Source organism: Streptomyces sp. NPDC097107, assembly GCF_044762405.1.
Taxonomy (GTDB): Bacteria; Actinomycetota; Actinomycetes; order Streptomycetales; family Streptomycetaceae; genus Streptomyces; species Streptomyces thinghirensis.
Window position 1 is genome coordinate 263,805 of sequence record NZ_JBIWEF010000004.1, and the last position, 21,930, is coordinate 285,734.

Genomic DNA, 21,930 nt, shown 5'->3' on the forward strand with positions numbered 1-21,930 from the left:
CCGGGTTGTGTCCGCCGTGTGACCCGTCACGGCCCGGAGCCGGCGCCACACTCCGGTACCTTGTGTGGGATGCGAGTGGTCCCGAGCGCCAGCCGTGCCGGAGTTGCCCTTGGGGCGGCTCCGGAACCGGCGGTGTGCGCCTTGCCTCGCAGGGTGGAACGGCCGCCGGCCGCCGCCTGTTCGACTCCCCGGAGCGAGCGTCGCACAGTATGCCGCACGGGTACTCCTTCGCGCTGGAATATGCCCGAAGCGCTTGTTGAGGTGACTGTACGTCAACCATGCTGTGCCGCACGGGATTCACGTTCCGTGATCCCTGACCCGGCCTTTGTTCTGGCCATGCAGAGAATGGCTACGATCGTGGCCCTCATGAGGCGCGAGCCTTTGTGTCCGCCGGTTCGGATGGTGTGAGCGGTGCAGGTGCTTCAAGTGCAGCTGGAGGTCCGGCCCGACCCCTCGGAAGTGGGGCGTGCGCGGCGGTGGGCGCGCTCCCGGCTCGCCGGGGCCGGGATACAGGCCGACGAACCACTCGCCGAGACGCTGGTCCTGCTCGTCTCGGAACTGGTCACCAACGCCGTGGTGCACACCGGCAGTTCCGCCGTGCTGCGGCTGGTGCTGCCGGGAGCGGTGGCCGAGGAGTCCGCGGAGGCGACCGTCCGTCTCGAAGTGGACGACGTCAGCGACCGGGCCCCGGTGCCCCGCTGTATGGACGGCGAGGCGACGGGCGGCCGGGGTCTCGCTCTCGTCGACGGCCTCGCCGACCGCTGGGGCTGGAGCCGGGAGGGTACCGGCAAGCGCATCTGGTGCGAACTGGACCGCTGCGCCGGGCGCGAGGACGCCGCGCCCGTCTGCGGAAGCGGTGGCGGCGCGGTGGCGTTCGAGGGGTTCGCCTACGAAGTGGTGTAGCGGCCGGCGGCGCGGGATGCGCCGGGTGCACGAGCTCCCGCTTCTCCCGGCGGTGATGCGGCAGTGCGCCGGGTATGCTTCCGCGCGCGTCCCGCGCATACGGGGCGTAAGGGATGAATCGCGCTTTGCCGGTTGACGGATCGTGACCGTCTCCTCACGCTTGTAGGCAGCGATTCGCCGCGAGGGGACGACGAGGCCTCGGTGACGGAGCCCTCGACGAGCGTGGGTCGTGATTCGGCGGCGGTTCCCTCGGGGGCGACGGGAGCCGGGCGGGAGCGCCGGAGTCGGGTGGCGGCGCGCGGTGCCATGCTCGGGGCGGACAGCGCCGCGCCGCCGTTCCGGCAAGTGAGGGGGACCGAGTGGTGCCGGGGGACCGAGTGGTGCCGGGGGGCCTGAAGGGGCGCGGTGAAGTTCCCGTTCACTGTCCACAGGCTGTGGACAACTCCGTACGGAAAGTCCGCCGATATGCGGTCGGGGTCCCCCCGAGTGCCGCCTGCAAGTGCTGCCGCATCGACTGGGCCGCGCCGAAGCCGGCGTCGCGGGCCACCTGGTCGACGGACAGGGTGGCGGACTCCAGGAGGTGCCGGGCCCGTTCGACGCGTTGACCGGTGAGCCACTGGCCCGGGCTGACGCCGACCTCCTCGCGGAAACGGCGGGTGAAGGTGCGTACGGACATCGACTCCTGGGCGGCCATGTCCCGCAGCTGGACCGGCTCGTGGAGGCGGCCGAGCGCCCAGGCGCGCGCACTGGTCGTCGAGGACTGCTGGGGATCGGGCACCGGCCGTTCGGTGTACTGCGCCTGCCCGCCGTCGCGATGGGGCGGCACGGCGGTGCGGCGGGCCACGTCGTTGGCGACGACGCTGCCGTGGTCCCGGCGCACGATGTGCACGCACAGGTCGATCCCGGCCGCGACCCCGGCCGAGGTGAGGACGTCGCCGTCGTCGACGAACAGCACGTCCGGGTCCACCCGCACCTTCGGGAACAGCCGCTGGAAGTGTTCGGCGGACGCCCGCTGCGTGCTCGCCGGCCGGCCGTCGAGGTACCCGGCGGCGGCACTGATGGCACTGGTCATCCGGCGCCGCCCGGCACCGGTGACCGCGCTGCCGTCACCGGGGCGCGGGCTGCCCCGGCACGGGGCGGGAGGTGCCACCCCCCGCCGCCCCCGCCGCCCCTCAGCCCGGAAGCCGCGAGACCCGGCCCCCGTCCCTCTTCGCCACCGCCCTCGCTATCCGCGCCGCGTCCGTCGCCAGTTCGCGGAGCATGCCGCTGACCGGGTTGGTGAAGCCGGTGAAGTACAGGCCGGGGGCGTTCTCAGGGGAGCGGGCGCCCCGCACGGCCGGTCCGCCGTGGGCGTCGAGTACGCCGAGGTGGCCGACCAGTCCCTCCAGGCCCCGGACGTATCCGGTGGCGGCGAGCACGGCGTCCGGTGCGACGCGGGTGCCGTCGGCGAGGACCACCTTGCCGTCCTCGAAGCCGTCGACGGCGGCCACGATCTCCACCCGGCCGCCGCGCACCGCGTCGATCAGGCCGGCGTCCAGCACCGGAACGGCGCCCTCGGCGGCCCGGGTGAGGAGGCCGGTGTCCGGGCGGGGCAGCCCGTGCGCCGACAGGTCGGGCGTGCTGAGCCTGGCCAGCGGCCGGGCCAGCCGGTCCACGAGGCCGGTCGGCAGCCGCCGTACGAGGACGCCGTTGTACTGGGCGGGCCAGCCGGCGATGGAGCGGCGGACGATGTGGGGCGCGGTGCGCACGGACAGCCGGACCCGGGCGGCGCCGCCCTCCACCAGGTCCACGGCGATCTCGGCGCCGGTGTTGCCGACGCCGACGACCAGGACGTCACGGCCGGCGTACGGGGCCGCGTTCCGGTACTCGGCGGCGTGCCGGACCTCGCCGGTGTAGGTGCTCCGGCCGGGCCAGTCCGGCAGGCGCGGGGTGTGGTTGTAGCCGGTGGCGACCACGACCGCGGCGCCGGTCAGCTCGCGGCCGCCCGAGGCGTGCAGCAGCCAGTCTCCGCCGTCGGGCGCGCGCTCGACGCGGAAGACCTCGACGCCGGTGACGATCTCCAGCTTGTGGTGTTCGGCGTACTTCTCCAGGTACCGCACCACGTCGTCCCGGGCCACCCACCGCCCGAAGCGGCGCGGCATCGGCAGCCCGGGAAGCGCGGAGAGGCGGCGGGTGGTGTGCAGGCGCAGCCGGTCGTAGTGGCGCCGCCAGGAGGCGCCGACGTGGTCGGCACGCTCCAGGACGACGGCCCGCAGGCCCCGCGCGCGCAGCGCGTGGGCGACGGCGAGGCCGCCGGGGCCCGCGCCTATGACGTACACGGGGCGGTCCGCGGGGTGTGCGGGCTGCGGTTCAGCGGACGCTGTGGAGTCGGCCATGCCGCGAGCGTAATCAAGCTCTCGCTTGATGGGTCTCGGTCAAGAGCGGAATCGGTTGCGGATCGGTCACGATCACCGCCGGCGGTCGGATTGAATGGCTCGATGGCCCGCACACGCACGCAGACCCTCGCGCCCTCCCTCACCGAACCGCGCGGACACGGCCTTCACCTCCGGTCCTGGGACGCCGGCTCCGACGCCGACGCCGAGACGTGGCTGCGCGGCTGCCTGGACCCCGAGTTCCAGCGCTGGAACACCCCGCTCAGGCCGTGGACGGACCTCGCCGGCGCCCGTGAGTCGCTGCGCGCCCGCGCCCGGGACGCCGGGCAGGGCCGGTCCGCGTCGTTCCGGATCACAAACGAGGCGAGCGGCACGGTGCTGGGCCACATCGGCGTCAACGAGATCAGCCTGCCGCTGAAGTCGGCACGGGTCGGCTACTGGGTGCTCCCCGAGGCCCGCGGGCAGGGGGTCGCCACCCGCGCCCTGCTCCTCGCGTCGCGCTGGGCCATCGCGGAACTCGGCCTCCACCGCCTGGAACTGGGTCACGCGGTCGGCCACGACGCCTCATGCCGGATCGCCGAACGCTGCGGCTACGGCCACGAGGGCACGATGCGCGGGGCGATGTTCGAGGCCGGCCGGCACGACACGTTCCGCGACGCGCATCTGCACGCGCGGCTGGCGACGGACCCAGAGCCCTCAGAGCCCCCGGCGCCCGCCGGCCGGTGACCGTCGCTCACGGCCACAGCAGCCGCGTGTCCCAGCCGCCTTCCTCCGTCCGCCGGTAGGCCAGCCGTACGTGGCGGCGGCGGGCGTCCCCCTGGAAGAACTCCACCTCGTCGGGGAGCAGCCGGTACAGCGTCCAGGACGGGACGGGCGCGTCCGGCTCCCGGCCGGCCCGCTCCCAGGCCGCCTCGGAGGCGCGGGCCAGCTCGTCCGGCGAGTCCAGGTCGGCGCTCTGCCGTCCGGTGAGGGCGGCGGCCAGGGCGCCCGTCGACCGCGCGTGCAGGTCGGCGTGCGCCACGTCGGCCGGGGCGGCGGCGACCGGGCCGCGCAGGCGTACCTGGCGGCCCAGCACCGGCCAGTAGAAGACGAGCGCCGCGTACGGGCGGGCGGCGAGGTGGTGGCCCTTGCGGCTGCCGGCGTGCGTGGCGAAGGACCAGCCGTCCGCGTCCGCACCGTGCAGCATCACGACGCGTACGTCCGGCAGGCCCTCCGCGTCCGCCGTGGCCAGCGACACGGTGTGCGGCTCGCTCTGACCGGCAACCACCGCCTCGGCGAACCACGCCGTGAACAGGGTCAGCGGATCGCCGGGCGCGGTGGCCGGGTCGAAGGGCGGCAGCGCGGTGACCGCGGGATCCCACACCCGCAGCGACCTCAGCAACTCGTGAAGATCGGTTCCCATGCCCCGATTGTCACGGGCACCGGGCCCCGGTTCACACCGAGCCGAGGTCGGAGGAGACCCAGCGCTCCGGTCGCATGCGGACGATGACCTGCTCGCCGTGGCTCGCGGAGGCGAAGGCGACGTAGCCGTCGACCTTCTCGGCCGGGAGGTACCGGGCGGAGATCTCCCGCAGGTCGTCCTCGGTGGCGGTGACCGTCTCGACGACCGGCCCCTCCACCGACACGTACCGGATGGTGGGCTCCAGCCGGTCGGCCATCAGGGAGAACCGGCCCGCCGCCTTGATCAGCTCGTTCTTGCGGCTGTCGAGGCCGGTCATGATCCATACGTCGCCGCCGGGCTCGTACTGGTACCAGATCGGCACGGTCAGCGGGGCGCGGCCCGCTCCCGCGTCGACCGCGAGCGCCGCGACGTGGGGCTCGGCCAGGAACTTCTCACGCTCTTCGCGGGGCAGGGCCATTCCGGTCTCCTTCAGCGGGTACGGACGTCGTTGTCTTGGCTCAACGCCGGGCGGGGGCAAGGCTGTTCCCCGTCCGGCGGAGTCCCGCCGGACGTCCGTCAGGACAACGCCAGCCGCTGCACCAACAGGAACGCCCCGATGCCCAGCATCGCGGCGCCCGACGTACGGGTGACCGCGCGGGCCGCGGCCGGGCGCGCGCCCAGGACGGCACGGGCGCCGACACCGACCGTGAGGTAGACGGCGGCACAGCACGCCATGTGCAGCAGTCCCAGGACGACAGTCTGCACGGGCACCGGCAGGTGCGCACCCCGGGTGACCAGGAACTGCGGCAGCACGGACAGGTAGAGCAGCAGGCCCTTGGGGTTGAGCCCGCTGATCGTGGCGCCGCGCAGGAACACCCGGGCCCGGGAACCGCCCTGCGCGGCGGCCGGGCCGTCCTGCGCGGCCGCCCCCGGCGTACCGGGCCGGCGCAGCACCGACCACCCCAGCCACACCAGGTACGCCGCCCCCGCCACCGTCAGCACCGTGAGCAGACCCGGCGACCCGGCCACCAGCACCGCCAGCCCGGCCGCCGCCAGCAGGGTGTGCAGCGCGTACCCGGCGACCAGGCCGCCCACCGCCCACGTCACCGACCGGTCGCGCAGCCCGGCCGTGATGGCGTACGCCCAGTCCGCGCCCGGCACGCACACCAGCAGGAGGTCCAGGGCGAGGAAGGAGATGAGGAGTCCCGAGTCCATGCCGGGAAGATTAGGCGCATACGTCCCGAAGGTGTTCCCGAACTTTTCCCCGGTCAGGGCATGTGGTGGAAGAATCTGCCCCGTGGACGACATGGACCGGAAGATTCTTGCCGAGCTGCAGCAGGACGGGCGGCTGACCGTGACCGAGCTGGCCGCACGGGTGCGGCTGAGCGTCTCGCCGTGTCACCGGCGGCTGCGTGAGCTGGAGCGGTCGGGGGCGATCGGCGGCTACCGGGCGGTGGTGGACCCTGCCGCCGTGGGGCTGAACTTCGAGGCGCTGGTCTTCGTGTCGATGCGGCAGGAGGACCGGGAAACGGTCGCCGAGTTCGAGCGGGCGGTCAGCGAGGTGGCGGAGGTGGTGGAGGCGCAGCGGCTGTTCGGGGAGCCGGACTACCTGCTGCGCGTGGTCGCCGCCGACCTGGCGGCCTACCAGCGGCTCTACGACGAGCGGCTCGCCACCCTGCCCGGGGTGCAGCGGCTGACGTCGACGCTGGTGATGAAGCACGTGGTGCGGGACCGGCCGCTGCCGGCATAGCGCGGCGCGTGGCGCACGCGGCCCGGATGACAGGCTGCCGGGCGTACTGCTACTTGACGGGCTTCTTGCCGGTGACGCCCAGGTGCATCAACAGGGCCAGGCTCGGCCTGAGTTCGGCCTGCTTGACGCCCCAGGAGGAGAATCCCTTCTGGTGCGACGCGGCGGCCGCGAGCATGACGACCAGCGAGCCGGAGATCGCCGCGGGGTTCACGTCCTTGTCGACCTTGCCCCTGGCCTGCAGTTCGGCGACGGAGTCCGCGAGGGAGGAGTTCACCGAGTTCAGGATCTTCATCCGGATCTTGGAGAACCGCTTGTCGCCCTCTGCCGCGCCCAAGTCGATCACCCGGAGAATCGCGTCGTTCTTCCGCCAGAACTCCAGGAATCCGTCGACGAGTTCCTGCGCCGTCTGCCAGCCCGCCTTGCCGACCCAGGAGCGGCCCGCCGTCAGCTCGGCCAACCCGGTGCTCTCGGCGGCCATTTGCTCGGCGATCTCCAGGACGGCGCCCTCGACGTCCGGGAAGTACTGGTAGAAGGTCGCGGGCGACGTGCCGGCCTTGCGGGCGACATCGATGACTTTGACATCGCGATAGGGGGAGGAGCTGAGCATTTCGCTGAGGCAGTCGAGCAGTTTCTGCCTGGTCGCCTGCCCACGCCGACCGGCCACGCGGCCGTCGACGGTACGCACTTGTCCTGTCATGCCGTCAGCTTACCGACGGGTGATCCGAGCGCGATTCGGCCGACTGCAAATGGGGTGCGCGAGCGGCGAGAGGCTGGTGTGCCTGGTCTGCGCGGTGCGGGCGGCGCGGTTACTTTGACGACATGGCCGAAAATGGTGCATCAGCGAAACGGACGTCCGGTGACCCGGCTGAGGTGTCCGCGTACCCGGAAGGCGTTCCCTGCTGGGTGGACGCGCACCTCTCCGACGTGGCGGCGGGCAAGCGTTTCTACGGCGAGCTGTTCGGCTGGACCTTCGAGGAGCGGGCGAAGGGCTCGGCGCAGGAGCCGGTGAAGGGGTCGGCCGAGGCAGCTGCGGGCGAGTGGGTGTGGGCGCGGCTGGACGGCGAGCCCGTCGCGGCCCTGGTCCGCAAGACGGACGGCCGGATGCCCACCGTGTGGTCCGTGTACTTCCACACCCCGGACGCGGTGGCACTGGCCGAGCGGATCCGGGCGGGCGGCGGGCAGGTCGTCACCCCGCCCCACCCGGTCGGCGGCCTGGGCACCACCGCGCTCGCCGCCGATCCCGACGGAGCCGTCTTCGCCCTCTGGCAGCCGGCCGGCCACCCCGGCTTCGGGCGCCGGCACGAGCCGGGAACCTTCACCTGGACCGAGCTGTACACCCGGGACACCGAGGCCGCCAACACCTTCTACGGCGACCTCTTCCACGACGCCCTCTTCGGCCCGGACGCCGCCCCCGACTTCGGCCGTGCCCCGGTCTCGTCCGTCTTCCCCGCCCAGATGCCGCCGCACTTCCTCGTCCACTTCCTGGTCGGGGACGTCGAGGCCGCGCTCGGTGCGGTGGCCCGGCTCGGCGGTCGGGTACGGGTTCCGCCGTTCGAGACGTCGTACGGAGGGGTGGCCGTGGTCTCGGACGACCAGGGGGCGTCGTTCGCACTGCTGCAACGCTGAACAGGTCCGCGGGACCGTGACCCTATGCCCGGGATCGGGTGAGACACCCCGATTGTCCCCAGGTTCGCCACCAGCGCCTCGGACAGGAAGAATCGGGGTGCGTGGCGCCACGGAGGTGCGGTGGTGAGACGCTGCACTTCGGTCGCGTACATATGTGGATGGCGCGGCCCGTACGGGGAGGTGGCAGGCAAGTGGTGGATCAGCTGACGCAGCACGATCCGCGGCGGATCGGGCCGTTCGAGGTGCTGGGCCGGCTCGGCGCCGGCGGCATGGGGCTGGTCTATCTCGCGCGCTCGGCGTCCGGCCGGCGCGTGGCGATCAAGACGGTCCGCACGGAGCTGGCGGAGGACCAGCTGTTCCGCGTCCGCTTCACGCGCGAGGTGGAGGCGGCCCGCGCGGTCTCCGGCTTCTACACGGCGGCGGTGGTCGACGCCGACCCCCGCGCGGCGGTCCCGTGGCTGGCCACGGCCTACGTCCCCGCACCCTCCCTCGAGGAGATAGTGAACGAGTGCGGGCCGCTGCCGGCCCAGGCGGTGCGCTGGCTGGCGGCGGGCGTGGCGGAGGCGCTCCAGTCGATCCACGGCGCCGGACTCGTCCACCGCGACCTCAAGCCCTCCAACGTCCTCGTCGTCGAGGACGGCCCCCGGGTGATCGACTTCGGCATCGCGTCCGGCGTCTCGAACACCCGTCTGACGATGACGAACGTCGCCGTCGGCACCCCCGCCTACATGTCCCCGGAGCAGGCGAAGGACTCCCGCAGCGTCACCGGCGCCAGCGACGTGTTCTCGCTGGGCTCCATGCTGGTCTTCGCCGCCACCGGGCACCCGCCGTTCCACGGTGCCAACCCGGTCGAAACGGTCTTCATGCTGCTGCGCGAGGGCCCGGACCTGGAAGGGCTCCCGCACGAGCTGCGCCCGCTCATCGAGTCCTGCATGCAGATGGAGGCGACCGGCCGCCCCAACCCCGCCGACCTCCAGTCCCAGCTCGCCCCGCACCTGTTCGGCTCCGGCTCCGACGACAGCGGTACGGCGTCGGCGTGGCTGCCCGAGCGGGCGGTGAGCCTGATCGAGGGCCGCCGCAACGGGCGCCCCCCGGTCAAGCCCGGCGCGACGGCAGGCGGCCGCGGCGGTGGCCCGGCCGGCGGTCGCCCCGCCGTGCCCGCGCCCGTGCTGCCGCCCCCGCCCTCGCACGACCCCGTCGTACCGGCGCCGCCCGTGCACGGACCGCCGGTGCCCGCGCCCGTCGGCGCCCCCGACTCCGGCCCGGTCCGGCTGGCCGGCGGCTCGGTGCCCATCGGCCCCGGCCCGCGCGTCGCCGACATGCGCTCCGCGGCGGTCGCCGCACCCCCGCCGGAGTCCGCCCTCGCCGCGTCCTGGTCCCGCCCGCGCCCCGGCGTCAACGGCGCCGACCCCGCCGTACCGGCGGCGGCCCCGCCCGCCCCCGCCGCGCCTCCCGAGGCGTCACCGGCGGGCTGGCGCCCCTGGCGCTTCCGCATGTCCAACGATGTGTGGGGCACGCCGTCCGTCGCCGGGGACCTCGTCTACGTCACCTCCTTCGAGGTGCACGCCCTGGACGTGGCCACCGGGCGGCGCCGCTTCAAGACCCGGGACGTCGCCTGGTCGATGGCGGTCGCGGACGGCCGTATCCACGCCTCCGACGGCCCGACCCTCTTCGCCCTGGACGCCCGCGAGGGCGCCGACCTCTGGCGCCTGCAGACGGACGCCTGGGTGTACTCGCTGCAGGCGTCCCGCGGCACCGTGGTCACCGCCACCCGCGGCGGCGGCGTGCAGGCCCGGGAGGCATCGGGCGGCCAGAAGCTGTGGGAGATCACCGGCGCCCAGACCGACTTCGAGTCCCCGGAGGCGGGCGCGGCCCTCCACGACGGCACGGTGTACGTCTGGCAGGACGCCCGGCTGCGCGCCCTGGACGCCCGGACCGGCGACGAGCGCTGGTCGTACCCGATCGGCGACGCCGCCTCCTGCGGCGGAGTGCCGGTCCGCGTCACCCAGGCACCCGACGGATACGTCTACGTCTGTGCCGGCACCCGGGCCCTCGCCCTGGAGGTCACCACCGGCCACGTCCGCTGGCACTTCGAGGCCCCGGCGGTCTTCCTCGCCCCGCCCACGTTCGTGCCGGGCCCCGCGGTGACCGGCGGCGGCGTCTACTTGGCCGACTACCTCGGCACGGTCTACGCCCTCGACGCCACCGACGGCCGGGACCGCTGGCGCATCGCCACGGAGGCCCGCTCCTCGACCGACCCGGTCCTGGTGGCCGCCGGCCACGTCCACGTGGGCAGCGGCAAGGGGCTCTACACCCTGGACGCGGTCACCGGCACCCCCAAGTGGCGCTTCCAGGCGGGCGGCGACATCGTGGGCGCCCCCGCGGTGGCCGAGGGCCGCATCCACTTCGGCTCGACCGACCACCTGCTGTACACCCTCAAGGCCGACGACGGCCGCCTCCGCTGGAAGCTGGCGACCGGCGGCGAGATCACCGGCTCCCCGGTCGTCCGCGACGGCATCGTGTACGCGTGCAGCAGGGACCGCTGCGTGTACGCGCTGGACGCGGAGAAGGGCACCGGGACGGCCCGCACCACCTGAGTCCGGACCGCGCGCACACCGGCCGCGGCCCGGACACACGTCGGCCGCGGCGGCTCCCCTCCGCGCCGCCGCGGCCGATCCCCGTGTGGGAAGAAAGGTCTACTTGCCGCCGCCGTCCAGGCCCAGGGCGGGCGGGGCCGGCATGGCGTTGTCCATCGTCGTGATGGTGCCCTGGGCGGGCCCACCGGGCAGGGCATCGTCGAGCGTGGTGACGGTCTCGTCGTTCGCCGGCGGCGTGGGCATGGCGTTGTCCTGCGGGGTGATCTCCGCGTCCTTCTTCTTGTCGCTCATGTCATCAGTCCTTTGCTGCGAGGTCGGCGAGTGGGCAACGCCCGTCCGGCAGCTCCCCCGTGGGCGCCGGACGGGCGCGCGGAGCCGCACGATACTTGCCGGGCTCCCGGCCACCCCGCCTGCCCCCCGACGCGACGGTGTGACAGGAACGACAGTGCCCGAGGGCGATAAACGAATGCTGAACGCCCCACCCGCGGGCCTCACCCGCACGCCCCGCCCGCACGCCTCACCCGCACGCCCCACAGGGGCGGTTCAGGCGGCCGTCAGCGGCGAGAGGAGCGCCCGCACCTCGTCCGCCTGCGGCGCGCCGCACTGCTGGAGCAGGTTGAGGGCCTCCTGCCAGCACGCCTTCGCCCTGTCCACCTGCCCGAGCGCGGACAGGGAACGTCCCAGCAGCGTCAGGACGTTGCCCCGCATCCGGTCGCCACCGATGCATCCCAGCGCCAGCGCCTGCTCCGAGTGCTGGGCCGCCTGCGCGGGCCGGCGGGCGGCCAGGTGCACCTCGGCGATACGGAAGTTGGTCGTCCCCTGCCACAGGCGCTGCCGGTGGGCCTCGAAGATGCACAGGGCGTCGGAGAACTGCTGGAGCGCCTCGCTGTGGCGGCCGGCCGCGGTCAGCGCGATACCCAGCGTGAAGTGCCCGTTGGCGAGACGCATGGTCCGGCCGATGTCGAGCTGTGCGGTCAGTCCGCGGTGCGCGATGGCCACCGCCTTCTCGGTGTTGCCCATACCCAGGTGCGCGCGGGAGAGGTTGCACAGGCTGAGCGCTTCGCCGGCCCGGTTGTCGGCTGCCCGGTACCCGTCGATGGCCTGCTCCAGGAAGGTCCGTCCGTCCGCGTACCGGCCCTGGTGCAGCGAGATGAGCCCCCGGTCGTTGGCGACCCAGCTCACGGCGGTCGTGTCCCGCGCGGACTCCGCCAGCGTCATGGCCGACTCGGCCTGCTCGGCGGCCTGCTGGATGCGGCCGGAGACCAGCAGGACGTTGGTGAGGGTGGTCCGGGCCCGGCCCTGCGCGCGTGCGTCCCCGGCGTCCTCGGTTGCGTCGCACATCGCGCGTGCCGTCGTCTCGTACTGGTGGGAGTTGGCACCGGACTCCGCCAGGTCCTTGGCCGCCCACAGCAGGTCCACCGCCCGCCGCAGCCTGGCCGTTCCGGCGCACTGCCGCACGCACGCGAGCAGCGGCGCCGCCTCGCTGTACAGCCAGTCCAGCGCCGCCGAACCGTCGTCGAACGTGAGCCCCGGGTACTCCGTCGGCTCCAGGCCGTCCACCAGTCGGTCCCCGGGCCGCTCGATCGCGTAGACCCCCGCCGCCGTGGCCAGGTAGAAGTCCAGCAGCCGCGACAGCGCCGCGCCCCGCTCGCCCGGCGGATGCTCGTCCCGCTCCGCGCACGCCCGCGCGTAGAGACGGACCAGGTCGTGGAACCGGTACCGGCCCGGTGCCGCCGATTCGAGCAGCGACGTGTCCACCAGGGACTCCAGGAGGTCCTCGGTGTCCTCCGCCGGGAGGTCCAGTACGGCCGTTGCCGCCGCGAGGGAGATGTCCGGGCCGTCCGCCAGCCCCAGCAGCCGGAAGGCGCGGGCCTGGGCCGGTTCCAGTTGGCCGTACCCCAGCTCGAAGGTGGCCTTGACGGCCAGGTCGCCGGCCTGGAGCTCGTCCAGGCGGCGTCGCTCGTCCGCCAGTTTGGCCGCCAGCACCGACACCGTCCACGTGCGCCGGGCGGCCAGCCGCGACGCCGCGATGCGGATCGCCAGCGGCAGGAAGCCGCACGCCCCGACCACGTCCAGCGCCGCCTCCCGCTCCGAGGCCACCCGCTCCTCGCCGACGATCTTCGTGAAGAGGGCCAGCGCCTCCTCCGGGGACATCACGTCCAGGTCGACCAGATGCGCTCCCGCGAGGCCCACCATCCGCACCCGCGACGTCACCAGTGCCGCGCAGCCGTCCGCACCGGGCAGCAGCGGGCGCACCTGTGCGGCGTCCCGGGCGTTGTCGAGGAGGACGAGGACGCGGCGGCCGTCCAGGACGGAGCGGTACAGGGCGGCCCGCTCCTCCAGGGAGTCCGGTACGGCCGTATCGGCCGTACCCAGGGCACGCAGGAAGGAGCCCAGTACCGTCTCCGGTTCCGCCGCCCGCGCGCCCGTGCCCTGGAGATCGACGTACAACTGCCCGTCCGGGAAGGCGGCCCGCGCCTGGTGGGCGACGTGCACCGCCAGGGTCGTCTTGCCGACGCCGCCGATGCCGGCCAGCGCGGAGACCGCCATCACGCGGCCCGTGTCCCCCTCGCCGGAGGCGGAGGACAGTACGTGGCTCAGCTCGCGGACGAAGGACGCCCGGCCGGTGAAATCCGCGACCGAGGCGGGGAGCTGGGCCGGGCGGACCGGGGTCACCACCGTCTCCGCGGCCGGTGCCGACGGCTCGGCCAGGCCCGGGTCGGCCCGGAGGACGCGCCGCTGGAGTTCCCGGAGGCCGGGGCGCGGATCGACGCCCAGTTCGTCGGCGAGCAGGCGCCGCGTGTCGGCGTAGACGGCGAGGGCCTCGGCCTGGCGTCCGCTGCGGTAGAGGGCCAGCATCAGCAGTTCCCGCAGGCGTTCGCGCAGAGGGTGCGCCGCCGTGAGGGCCGTGAGTTCCGAGACCGCCTCGGCGTGGCAGCCCTGCTCCAGATCCATGTCGAGGCAGGTTTCGAGGAGTTGGAGCCGCCACTCCTCCAGACGGACGCGCTGCGCCTGCGCGTAGGGGCCCGGGACGCCCGCCAGCACCTCGCCGTCCCACCGCGCCAGCGCGCGGCGCAGCACGTCACGGGCGTGGCACAGGTTCCCGGCGGCCCGCGCCTTCTCCGCCTGGGCGGCCAGGTCCTGGACGGCGGCCAGGTCCAGCGCCCCCTCGCCCAGGCCCCGCACGGCGTACCCGCCCGACTCGCTCACCAGGACCCCGGGGTCCAGCACCTTCCGCAGCCGGGACGCGTACGTGCGCAGCGCCGCCAGCGCCTGCGACGGAGGTTCCTCGCCCCACAGGGCGTCGATCAGTTCGGCGGCCGTGGCCGTACGGCCCTCGCGGAGCAGCAGTGCGGCCAGCAGGGCGCGCTGCTGCGGGGAGCCGGTGACCAGCGGTTCCCCGCCGCGCCAGGCGCGTACGGGTCCGAGCACCCCGAAACGCAGCGCCGTCGAATTGTCCGGTTCCGCCGGGGCCCCGGGACGCCGCTGCTCCGGTACCCGCGGTACACCGTCCATGCAGTCCCCCTAGACATCCTGAGCAACTACGTCAGTTTGCCTTGTTCATGCCGACCTCGTCAGCCGTGGGAGACGCCGATCACAGGTCCCTCACCTGCTCCCTCGCCCCTCCAGGTCCACCCGCACCGTCAGCAGCCCCGTCCCGGCCCCCATGGCCCGCACCGCGAGGCTGTTGAAGCGGGGGAGGCGACGCAGGCGCGCGATCGGGTCGTCGTCGGGGAGGAGGTGGGCCGTCCCCGGGTGCCAGCGGCCCCGGATCCGTACCCGTACCCGCGGGTCGGCCCGGATGTTGCGGACGTACTGGGACCGTTCGCCGAACTCCGACACCAGCCAGAAGGAGTCGCCCACGCGGCGCCCGCCGACCGGCGTGCGGCGGGGGAGACCGGAGACGCGGCCGGTGGTCTCCAGCAGGGTCTGGGCCGGCAGGCGGCGCAGGACGGTGTTGAGGCGGCGCTGGACGGCGGTGACGGCCCGGTACTTCTTCTCGGCGTAGGGCGGCTTCGACATCGTTCGTTCACCTGTTTCTTGCGAGGAGGCTCCGGCGTTCACGCCGGAAAGGAATCACATTCGGATGTTGCGACGCGGAGCGTCGCCGCGTCCGGTTCCCGGGCGCGGAGCTCCCGTACCGCTGTCGGCATGACCCCGAGGTGATGCGAACACGTGTACCTGTGGTCGCTGGCCGGGGGGCGGTTGCAGGATCTGCGGGTGTTTGTGCGGGTGTCGTACGTATGGTCCTTCGCAGGGTCCGGGACGGCACGGTGTCCTGGCCGGGGCCGTGAAGGGGGGCGGGATGGCGCAGGCGGGTGCGGGTGCGGGTGCGGGTGTCGGGCATGCACGGTATACGTACCGGTTGCGGGTGTCGTCCGCTGCCCGCACCGCTCTGGTGGCGGAGTGGGGCCGGTGCCGTTGGGTGTGGAACGAGTGCGTCGCCAAGTCCAGGGCCGTGCACCTGCACAACAGGGCGACCGGCGAGAAGGCCACGTGCGGCCCGGCCCAGCTCGACAGGATGCTGACCGAGGCCCGCGCCCGCACGGCGTGGTTACGTGCGGGCTCGTCGGTCCCCCAGCAGCAGGTCATCCGCGACTTCGGCCGCTCCCGCGCCAAGGCGCACAAGGACATCGCAGAGCGCCTGCCGATGGCGCGTCGGGCCGGGATGCCGAAGTGGAAGACCAAGCGCGATGCGCTGGCGACCCTGAATTACACCCGGCGCGGGTTCCGGTTGAAGGACGGCCGGCTGCACCTGGCGGGTGGCATCGTCCTGTCGGTGGTGTGGTCGCGGGGGCTGCCGGGTGAGCCGTCCTCGGTGCGCGTGTACCAGGACGGTCTCGGGCACTGGTACTGCTCGTTCGTCGCCCCCGCCCAGCTCCAGCTCCTGCCGGAGACCGGCCGCGTCCTTGGTGTCGACTGGGGTGTGCGGGAGACCGCGACGACCACGTCCGACGTGCACGACCTGCCGCACGCCGGGCACGGCGGGAAGGCGCGGGTGAGGCCGGCCCGGTACGACCGGATGATGGCCCGCCGCAAACCCAAGAAGGGCCAGTCCGGGTCGAAGGGCTACCGCGAGGCGCGGGGACTGCGGGCGAAGGCCCACAAGAAGGTCGCCAGGCAGCGTACGGACACCGGCCGCAAGTGGGCCAAGAACGTGGTCCGCGACCATGACGTCATCGCGGTCGAGGACTTTCGTCCGAGGTTCCTGGCCAGGTCGACCATGGCCCGCAAGGCCGCTGACGCCGCCATCGGCGCCACCAAGGCCGCATTGATCGAGATGGGCCGCAAGCACGGGCGGGACATCCGCCTGATCCACCCCGCGTACACCACGATGGACTGCGCGCAGTGCGGAGCGAGAGCCAAGCACGCACTGCCGCTGGGTGAACGCACCTACACCTGCACCGCCTGCGGAATCGCGTCCCCCAGGGACAAGAACTCCGCACGCGTCATGCTCGTCCGGGCTGGTCTCAACCCGGCTGGTGCCGATGGCGCAAGACCTCCTGGAGCGCTGCTCCGGGAGGCAGCCTGAGCCAGGAATCCCCTCCCTTCAGGGAGGGGAGGATTCAAGCTCCCGTCTCGTGTGCCTCATGTTCCGCGGAAAACATCAGGGGAAAGGTGATGGCAGGGCCAAGAGACGGGTGGTGCGGTCGTGCGGGTCGTGACCTGGAATCTGTGGTGGCGGTTCGGGCCGTGGGCCGACCGGCAGAAGGCGATCCTCGCCGTGCTGGCGGAGTTGCGCCCCGATGTCGTGGGGCTCCAGGAGGTGTGGGCCGCCGACGACGGCGGGAACCTCGCCGAGTGGCTGGCCGGTGAACTCGGCCTGCACTGCGCCTGGGCGGCCTCCGAGGCCCCGGAGCGGTGGCAGCGGCGGATCGGGGACGACACGGTCGGCATCGGCACCGCGGTGCTCAGCCGCTGGCCCGTGGTGGAGCGGGCCGCGCTGCGGCTGCCGGCCTCCGAGGACCTCGACGACGGACGCCTCGCGCTGTACGCCCGCCTGGACGCGCCCGGCCACCCGGTCCCGTTCTTCACCGCCCACCTGAACTCGGGCGGCCACGCCTCGGCGCTGCGCCGCGAACAGGCCGCCGCCCTCGCAAGGTTCGTCGACACCCACCGCCACGGCACCGTCTTCCCGCCCGTCGTCACAGGGGACTTCAACGCCACCCCCGACTCGGCCGAGGTCCGCCTCCTCACCCGTCCGGCGCCCGCCGCCCCCGGGCGGGCCGCCCTGCTCGACGCCTGGGACTACGCCGACCCGTCGGCCCCGTCCGCCACCTGGGACGGCGCCAACCCGCACATCCCCGGCGGCCCGGTGCCGGGTGCGCGGATCGACTACGTCCTCGTCGGCCCGCCCGGCCCGGACGGACTCGCCCGCGTACGCGCCGTACGACGGGCGGGCGACGGCCCGGTGGACGGCGTTTGGCCCTCCGACCACGCGGCGGTCGTCGTGGACCTGGCCGGCAATTGACGCCGGAGAGCGGGCATTGTCCGCCCGGCATGAATTCCGCCGGTGCTGGTCAGGCTCTTCACGGAGCCCTCCGCGCCGTGGCTCGCCGCTTCCTGGGGGCTTCTGGCCCTGGCCGCCGTCCTGATGGCGGTCGGGTGGAGCGCGGTGCTGCGTCACGGGACCCGCACGGGCGGGGCATGGGCCACGTGTCTTCTCGTCCACGGGGCGTTCGTCTGGAATGTGATCGTCCTCGTCCGTCAGTAGCGCGGGAATTGCACGACTGCGCGTTTTCCGCCGAGGAGCAGGAGCGGTAATCGGGGAAGGAAGTCCGAGGGACCTTCGGTTTCCACGCCTGTCAGATTGTCTTGCGGCTTCCTTCCCCTTGCGATAACGCACGACGAGTCTACGGGAGCGCTACACGGCTCGAGACGGTGAAAGGTGATTCGGCCGGTTTCCTGATTGCTCGAATATGCCTGCCTTCGGCCTACCCGCGCCCCAGGAAAATCGGGTTCGTGAACGCGGCCAGTGCTCCCGGCAGGGGTCCCGCCGCCGCCTCGTGTCGCAGTTCCGCCCGTACGTACGCCGCGTACGAGGCGGTCGTCCGCCACTCCGCGACGCCCGAGCCGGACACCGGCAGGGGCGGGCCGGTGAACAGCACGCCCTGGTCCGTGACGAAGCGCACCGTGCAGCGCGGGGCGCCCGTCACCTCCAGGCGGACGGTGACCGGGGTGTCACCGTCCACGCGCAGCCGCTCGCCGATGCCGGCGTGCTCGCCCCGGCCGCCGGACGCGGTGAGGGCCAGCGACACCTTCGCCGACTCGGTGACGTACGAGCGCCCCGCCCGGATGCCCTCCTGGATCGCCTCCCGCGTCAGGTCGTCGGCGAGGACGACGGTCTGCGGGCGGCCGATGACGTCGGGGGCGCGGTGCGAGTCGCTGCTGCCCATCGCCGGGAGCCAGCCGCGTCCGTCCCGCCCGTCGCGCACGGCGGTGACCAGCATGCTGTCCCAGTCGGCCAGCGCCACCTCGTCGTCGGGCGTGTAGGCCCCGTTCCACACCTCGACCGCGTCCGCCTCCCCGAACCCGAACTTCCAGTTGCAGCCGATGCAGGTGGCGTGCGGGTGGGCGGGGACGACCAGGCCGCCGGCGCGGCGGATCTGCCGGGCGAAACGGCCGAAGCGGTTGTCGCGGGCCCGGTAGCGCCAGTCGACGAAGGTGCCGGGATCGGTGCCCAGCGCGACGACGTGGCCGTTGCGGGTCGTCACCTCCTCGCCGAGCAGGATCAGCAGGTCCTCCCCGGCCTCCTCGGCCCAGTGCGCGTGCGCCGAGTGCGTGTTGTGCTCGGAGGAGTTGATGAAGTCCAGGCCCGCCGCCCGGGCCAGCGCCGCGATCTCGGCGAGGGTGTAGCGGCCGTCGGAGTACACGGAGTGCAGGTGGCAGTCGCCCCGGTACCAGGCCCGTCCCCGCCCCTTGGCGCGCTCGGGCGGATAGACCGGCCGTGCGGTCCTGGCCTGCTCCCCGTACGTCAGGGTGACCGTGATCTCGTACGACAGGCCCTGCGGGGCCACCGTGTACGGACCGAGCGCGATGTGCCACACACCCGGTCGCACGGGTCCCGGAACGTACCCCGGCGTCGCCTCGTCGGCCCGGACGAAGAACTCCGTGCGCGCGCCGCCCGACCAGCCGCGGAAGCCCCGGCCCCCCAGATCGGTGCCGCGCTCGTCGAAGAGGCCGATGTCGAGGGCGTTGCCCTGGGTGCCGGCCGGGACCGAGGGGCGGTCGTAGGTGTAGGCGACCCGGATCTCCCGGACCCCCGAGGGGACTTCGACCGGGACGTACACGAAGTCGGGGGAACCGGGCGGCAGGGTGCCGCGCACGGTCCTGGTCTGCGGGCCCGGGCTGTTCCGGCCCGACGCCGAAGCGAAGCTCACGCTTCCCAACGTAAGCGCGGCGGCGGCTCCCGTCACGAACAGGGCGCGTCTGCCCGGGCCGGTGCCGGCGTGGTCGTCCTCGCACATGCTGCTGCTCCCAGTGTCGTCAGTGACATGACATCGGTGGCGCGGGGTGGTGCGTGCAACCCTCGTATTGAGCCGTGAACTCCCGCGCACGGAAAGGGGTTCGGCGGATTGAGAGCGGGAAACCGCGCGGTGCGGACACGGGCCCGCCGCGGTGGGCCGGCGGGACGGGCCCGGCGTCCTGATCACCCCGCTCGTATGCTCGAAGGATGACGACTTCCGCGACCTCCGGAACCGGACCCACCGACCCCAACGGTCCCACCGAGAACTCCATGCGTCGCGCCCTCAAACGCGCTCGGGACGGCGTCGCCCTCGACGTGTCCGAGGCGGCGGTGCTGCTCCAGGCCCGCGGCGAGCACCTCGAAGCGCTCACCGCTTCCGCCGCCCGGGTCCGGGACGCGGGCCTGGAGGCCGCCGGGCGCCCCGGCGTCATCACGTACTCGAAGAGCGTCTTCGTCCCGCTGACCCGCCTGTGCCGGGACAAGTGCCACTACTGCACCTTCGTCACCGTCCCCGGCAAGCTGCGCCGCGAGGGCCACGGGATGTTCATGTCCCCCGACGAGGTCCTCGACATCGCCCGGCGCGGCGCCGCCCTCGGCTGCAAGGAAGCCCTCATCACCCTCGGCGACAAGCCCGAGGACCGCTGGCCCGAGGCGCGCGAGTGGCTCGACGCGCACGGCTACGACGACACCATCGCCTACGTCCGCGCCATCTCCATCCGCATCCTGGAGGAGACGGGCCTCCTCCCGCACCTCAACCCCGGCGTCATGACCTGGACGGACTTCCAGCGGCTCAAGCCGGTCGCCCCCTCCATGGGCATGATGCTGGAGACCACCGCGACCCGCCTGTGGTCCGAGCCCGGCGGCCCCCACCACGGCTCCCCGGACAAGGAACCGGCCGTCCGCCTGCGCGTCCTGGAGGACGCCGGCCGCTCCTCGGTCCCCTTCACCTCCGGTGTCCTCATCGGCATCGGCGAGACCTACGAGGAGCGCGCCGAGTCGCTGTTCGCCCTCCGCAAGGTCTCCCGCGCCTACCACGGCATCCAGGAACTGATCATCCAGAACTTCCGCGCCAAGCCGGACACGGCGATGCGCGGCCTGCCCGACGCGGAACTGGACGAACTGGTCGCCACGGTGGCCGTCGCCCGCCACATCATGGGCCCGTCCGCCTGCCTCCAGGCTCCGCCCAACCTGGTGGACTCGGAGTACGAGCGCCTGATCGGCGCGGGCATCGACGACTGGGGCGGTGTCTCCCCGCTCACCATCGACCACGTCAACCCCGAGCGCCCCTGGCCGCAGATCGGCGAACTCGCCGAGAAGTCCCGCACGGCCGGCTTCGAGCTGCGCGAACGTCTCTGCGTGTACCCGGAGTTCGTACAGCGCGGGGAACCCTGGCTGGACCCGCGGCTGCGCCCGCACGTCGCGGCCCTCGCCGACCCGGCCACCGGCCTGGCCCGCGAGGACGCGACGGTCGAGGGCCACCCGTGGCAGGAGCCGGACGAGGCGTTCACCGCGACCGGCCGCACCGACCTGCACACCACCATCGACACCGAGGGCCGTACGTCGGACCGCCGCGACGACTTCGACGAGGTGTACGGCGACTGGGGCGCCCTGCGCGAGGCCGCCGCCCCGGGCATGGCACCGGAGCGCATCGACACCGACGTGCGCCAGGCGCTGGCGACGGCGGCCGACGACCCGGCGAAGCTCACGGACGGCGAGGCCCTCGCCCTGCTGCACGCCGACGGCCCGGCGCTGGACGCCCTGTGCAAGGTGGCCGACGACGTGCGCAAGTCCGTGTCGGGCGACGACGTCACGTACATCGTCACCCGGAACATCAACTTCACGAACGTCTGCTACACCGGCTGCCGCTTCTGCGCCTTCGCCCAGCGCCGCACGGACGCCGACGCCTACACGCTCTCCCTGGAGCAGGTGGCCGACCGCGCGCAGCAGGCCTGGGACGTGGGCGCGGTCGAGGTCTGCATGCAGGGCGGCATCCACCCGGACCTGCCCGGCACGGCGTACTTCGACATCGCGAGGGCGGTCAAGGAACGCGTCCCCGGCATGCACGTGCACGCCTTCTCCCCGATGGAGGTCGTCAACGGCGCGACCCGCACCGGCATGTCCATCCGCGAGTGGCTGAGCGCGGCGAAGGATGCGGGCCTGGACTCGATCCCGGGCACGGCGGCGGAGATCCTCGACGACGAGGTCCGCTGGATCCTGACCAAGGGCAAGCTGCCCACGGCGACATGGATCGAGGTCGTCGAGACGGCCCACGAACTGGGCATCCGCTCCTCCTCGACCATGATGTACGGCCACGTCGACCAGCCCCGTCACTGGCTCGGCCACCTGCGCACCCTCGCCGGCATCCAGCAGCGCACGGGCGGCTTCACGGAGTTCGTGACGCTGCCGTTCATCCACACCAACGCGCCGGTGTACCTCGCGGGCATCGCGAGGCCGGGCCCCTCCATGCGCGACAACCGCGCGGTGACGGCGATGGCCCGTCTCCTCCTGCACCCGCACATCCCCAACATCCAGACGAGCTGGGTCAAACTGGGCACCGAAGGTGCGGCGGAGATGCTCCGTTCCGGCGCGAACGACCTCGGCGGCACACTGATGGAGGAGACGATCTCCCGCATGGCGGGCTCGTCCTACGGCTCGTACAAGTCGGTCAAGGACCTGATCGCGGTCGCCGACACCGCGGGCCGCCCGGCCAGGCCCCGTACGACGCTGTACGGCCCGGTACCGCAGGAGCGGCGGCGGGCGGCGGCGGCCTCCGACGGCCACCTGCCGGAGCTGCTGCCGGTACTGGACTGACATCCGGGGAGGAGCAGCGGCAC

Annotated in this window: 18 protein-coding genes and 1 pseudogene; 9 read left to right on the forward strand and 10 right to left on the reverse strand. The window is 73.3% G+C overall.

Annotated features, from left to right (window positions below; all coding sequences use genetic code 11):
• Window positions 1-426 precede the first annotated feature (426 nt).
• Entirely contained in the window at window positions 427-903 is a 477-nt protein-coding gene (locus ACIQ1J_RS11400) for an ATP-binding protein (RefSeq protein ID WP_403556642.1), read from the forward strand.
• 418 nt (window positions 904-1,321) lie between these two features.
• Here the strand turns inward: ACIQ1J_RS11400 and ACIQ1J_RS11405 are convergent.
• Together ACIQ1J_RS11405 and ACIQ1J_RS11410 are read right to left on the reverse strand one after the other, a co-directional pair.
• Window positions 1,322-1,963, reverse strand: a pseudogene (locus ACIQ1J_RS11405) (GlxA family transcriptional regulator); the annotation flags it as partial.
• A 112-nt stretch (window positions 1,964-2,075) separates the two neighbouring features.
• Window positions 2,076-3,278 (reverse strand): flavin-containing monooxygenase, encoded by a 1,203-nt coding sequence (locus tag ACIQ1J_RS11410; RefSeq protein WP_403556191.1) that lies wholly within the window; start codon window positions 3,276-3,278, stop codon window positions 2,076-2,078.
• Between the two features lie 102 nt (window positions 3,279-3,380).
• Between ACIQ1J_RS11410 and ACIQ1J_RS11415 the strand changes: the two genes are divergently transcribed.
• Window positions 3,381-4,001, forward strand: a complete 621-nt coding sequence (locus ACIQ1J_RS11415; RefSeq protein ID WP_403556193.1) for a GNAT family N-acetyltransferase — start codon at window positions 3,381-3,383, stop codon at window positions 3,999-4,001.
• 7 nt (window positions 4,002-4,008) lie between these two features.
• Here ACIQ1J_RS11415 and ACIQ1J_RS11420 read toward each other — a convergent pair whose 3' ends face one another.
• The 3 genes from ACIQ1J_RS11420 to ACIQ1J_RS11430 all read right to left on the reverse strand — a co-directional run bounded on the left by ACIQ1J_RS11420 (window position 4,009) and on the right by ACIQ1J_RS11430 (window position 5,871).
• Entirely contained in the window at window positions 4,009-4,677 is a 669-nt protein-coding gene (locus ACIQ1J_RS11420; protein WP_403556195.1) for a pyridoxal 5'-phosphate synthase, read from the reverse strand.
• 31 nt (window positions 4,678-4,708) lie between these two features.
• Window positions 4,709-5,134: a pyridoxamine 5'-phosphate oxidase family protein gene (locus ACIQ1J_RS11425; protein ID WP_403556197.1), complete on the reverse strand. Its 426-nt coding sequence runs from the start codon at window positions 5,132-5,134 to the stop codon at window positions 4,709-4,711.
• Between the two features lie 98 nt (window positions 5,135-5,232).
• On the reverse strand, window positions 5,233-5,871 hold the full coding sequence (locus tag ACIQ1J_RS11430; protein ID WP_403556199.1) for a LysE family translocator: 639 nt from the start codon (window positions 5,869-5,871) through the stop codon (window positions 5,233-5,235).
• Window positions 5,872-5,953: 82 nt separating this feature from the next.
• Here ACIQ1J_RS11430 and ACIQ1J_RS11435 point away from each other — a divergent pair, with 82 nt between their 5' ends.
• Window positions 5,954-6,406, forward strand: a complete 453-nt coding sequence (locus ACIQ1J_RS11435; RefSeq protein ID WP_210962244.1) for an Lrp/AsnC family transcriptional regulator — start codon at window positions 5,954-5,956, stop codon at window positions 6,404-6,406.
• Between the two features lie 49 nt (window positions 6,407-6,455).
• Here ACIQ1J_RS11435 and ACIQ1J_RS11440 read toward each other — a convergent pair whose 3' ends face one another.
• Window positions 6,456-7,091, reverse strand: a complete 636-nt coding sequence (locus tag ACIQ1J_RS11440) for a TetR family transcriptional regulator (RefSeq protein WP_403556644.1) — start codon at window positions 7,089-7,091, stop codon at window positions 6,456-6,458.
• Window positions 7,092-7,225: 134 nt separating this feature from the next.
• On the opposite strand from ACIQ1J_RS11440, the gene ACIQ1J_RS11445 reads away from it, so the two are divergent.
• Together ACIQ1J_RS11445 and ACIQ1J_RS11450 are read left to right on the forward strand one after the other, a co-directional pair.
• Window positions 7,226-8,032, forward strand: coding sequence for a VOC family protein (locus ACIQ1J_RS11445; protein WP_403556201.1), 807 nt, complete (start codon window positions 7,226-7,228; stop codon window positions 8,030-8,032).
• Window positions 8,033-8,223: 191 nt separating this feature from the next.
• Entirely contained in the window at window positions 8,224-10,629 is a 2,406-nt protein-coding gene (locus tag ACIQ1J_RS11450; protein ID WP_403556203.1) for a PQQ-binding-like beta-propeller repeat protein, read from the forward strand.
• Between the two features lie 99 nt (window positions 10,630-10,728).
• Here ACIQ1J_RS11450 and ACIQ1J_RS11455 read toward each other — a convergent pair whose 3' ends face one another.
• The 3 genes from ACIQ1J_RS11455 to ACIQ1J_RS11465 all read right to left on the reverse strand — a co-directional run bounded on the left by ACIQ1J_RS11455 (window position 10,729) and on the right by ACIQ1J_RS11465 (window position 14,652).
• A complete protein-coding gene (locus ACIQ1J_RS11455; RefSeq protein WP_403556205.1) occupies window positions 10,729-10,920 on the reverse strand; it encodes a hypothetical protein in 192 nt (63 codons plus the stop codon).
• Between the two features lie 252 nt (window positions 10,921-11,172).
• On the reverse strand, window positions 11,173-14,145 hold the full coding sequence (locus tag ACIQ1J_RS11460) for a BTAD domain-containing putative transcriptional regulator (RefSeq protein WP_403556207.1): 2,973 nt from the start codon (window positions 14,143-14,145) through the stop codon (window positions 11,173-11,175).
• Between the two features lie 90 nt (window positions 14,146-14,235).
• Window positions 14,236-14,652 carry a nitroreductase family deazaflavin-dependent oxidoreductase gene (locus tag ACIQ1J_RS11465; protein ID WP_403556209.1) on the reverse strand — a complete coding sequence of 139 codons (417 nt, stop codon included), beginning with the start codon at window positions 14,650-14,652 and terminating at the stop codon, window positions 14,236-14,238.
• Between the two features lie 283 nt (window positions 14,653-14,935).
• Here ACIQ1J_RS11465 and ACIQ1J_RS11470 point away from each other — a divergent pair, with 283 nt between their 5' ends.
• From ACIQ1J_RS11470 to ACIQ1J_RS11480, 3 genes are all read left to right on the forward strand, one after another.
• Window positions 14,936-16,162 carry an RNA-guided endonuclease InsQ/TnpB family protein gene (locus tag ACIQ1J_RS11470; protein ID WP_403556211.1) on the forward strand — a complete coding sequence of 409 codons (1,227 nt, stop codon included), beginning with the start codon at window positions 14,936-14,938 and terminating at the stop codon, window positions 16,160-16,162.
• Between the two features lie 120 nt (window positions 16,163-16,282).
• Window positions 16,283-17,101, forward strand: coding sequence for an endonuclease/exonuclease/phosphatase family protein (locus ACIQ1J_RS11475; protein WP_403556213.1), 819 nt, complete (start codon window positions 16,283-16,285; stop codon window positions 17,099-17,101).
• A gap of 42 nt (window positions 17,102-17,143) precedes the next feature.
• Window positions 17,144-17,344, forward strand: a complete 201-nt coding sequence (locus tag ACIQ1J_RS11480) for a hypothetical protein (protein ID WP_403556215.1) — start codon at window positions 17,144-17,146, stop codon at window positions 17,342-17,344.
• 220 nt (window positions 17,345-17,564) lie between these two features.
• Here the strand turns inward: ACIQ1J_RS11480 and ACIQ1J_RS11485 are convergent, their stop codons facing one another.
• The gene (locus ACIQ1J_RS11485; protein WP_403556217.1) at window positions 17,565-19,097 is read right to left on the reverse strand and encodes a CehA/McbA family metallohydrolase; all 1,533 of its coding nucleotides are present in this window, start codon (window positions 19,095-19,097) and stop codon (window positions 17,565-17,567) included.
• A 206-nt stretch (window positions 19,098-19,303) separates the two neighbouring features.
• Between ACIQ1J_RS11485 and ACIQ1J_RS11490 the strand changes: the two genes are divergently transcribed.
• The gene (locus tag ACIQ1J_RS11490) at window positions 19,304-21,907 is read left to right on the forward strand and encodes a bifunctional FO biosynthesis protein CofGH (RefSeq protein ID WP_403556219.1); all 2,604 of its coding nucleotides are present in this window, start codon (window positions 19,304-19,306) and stop codon (window positions 21,905-21,907) included.
• The last annotated feature ends 23 nt before the right edge of the window (window positions 21,908-21,930 follow it).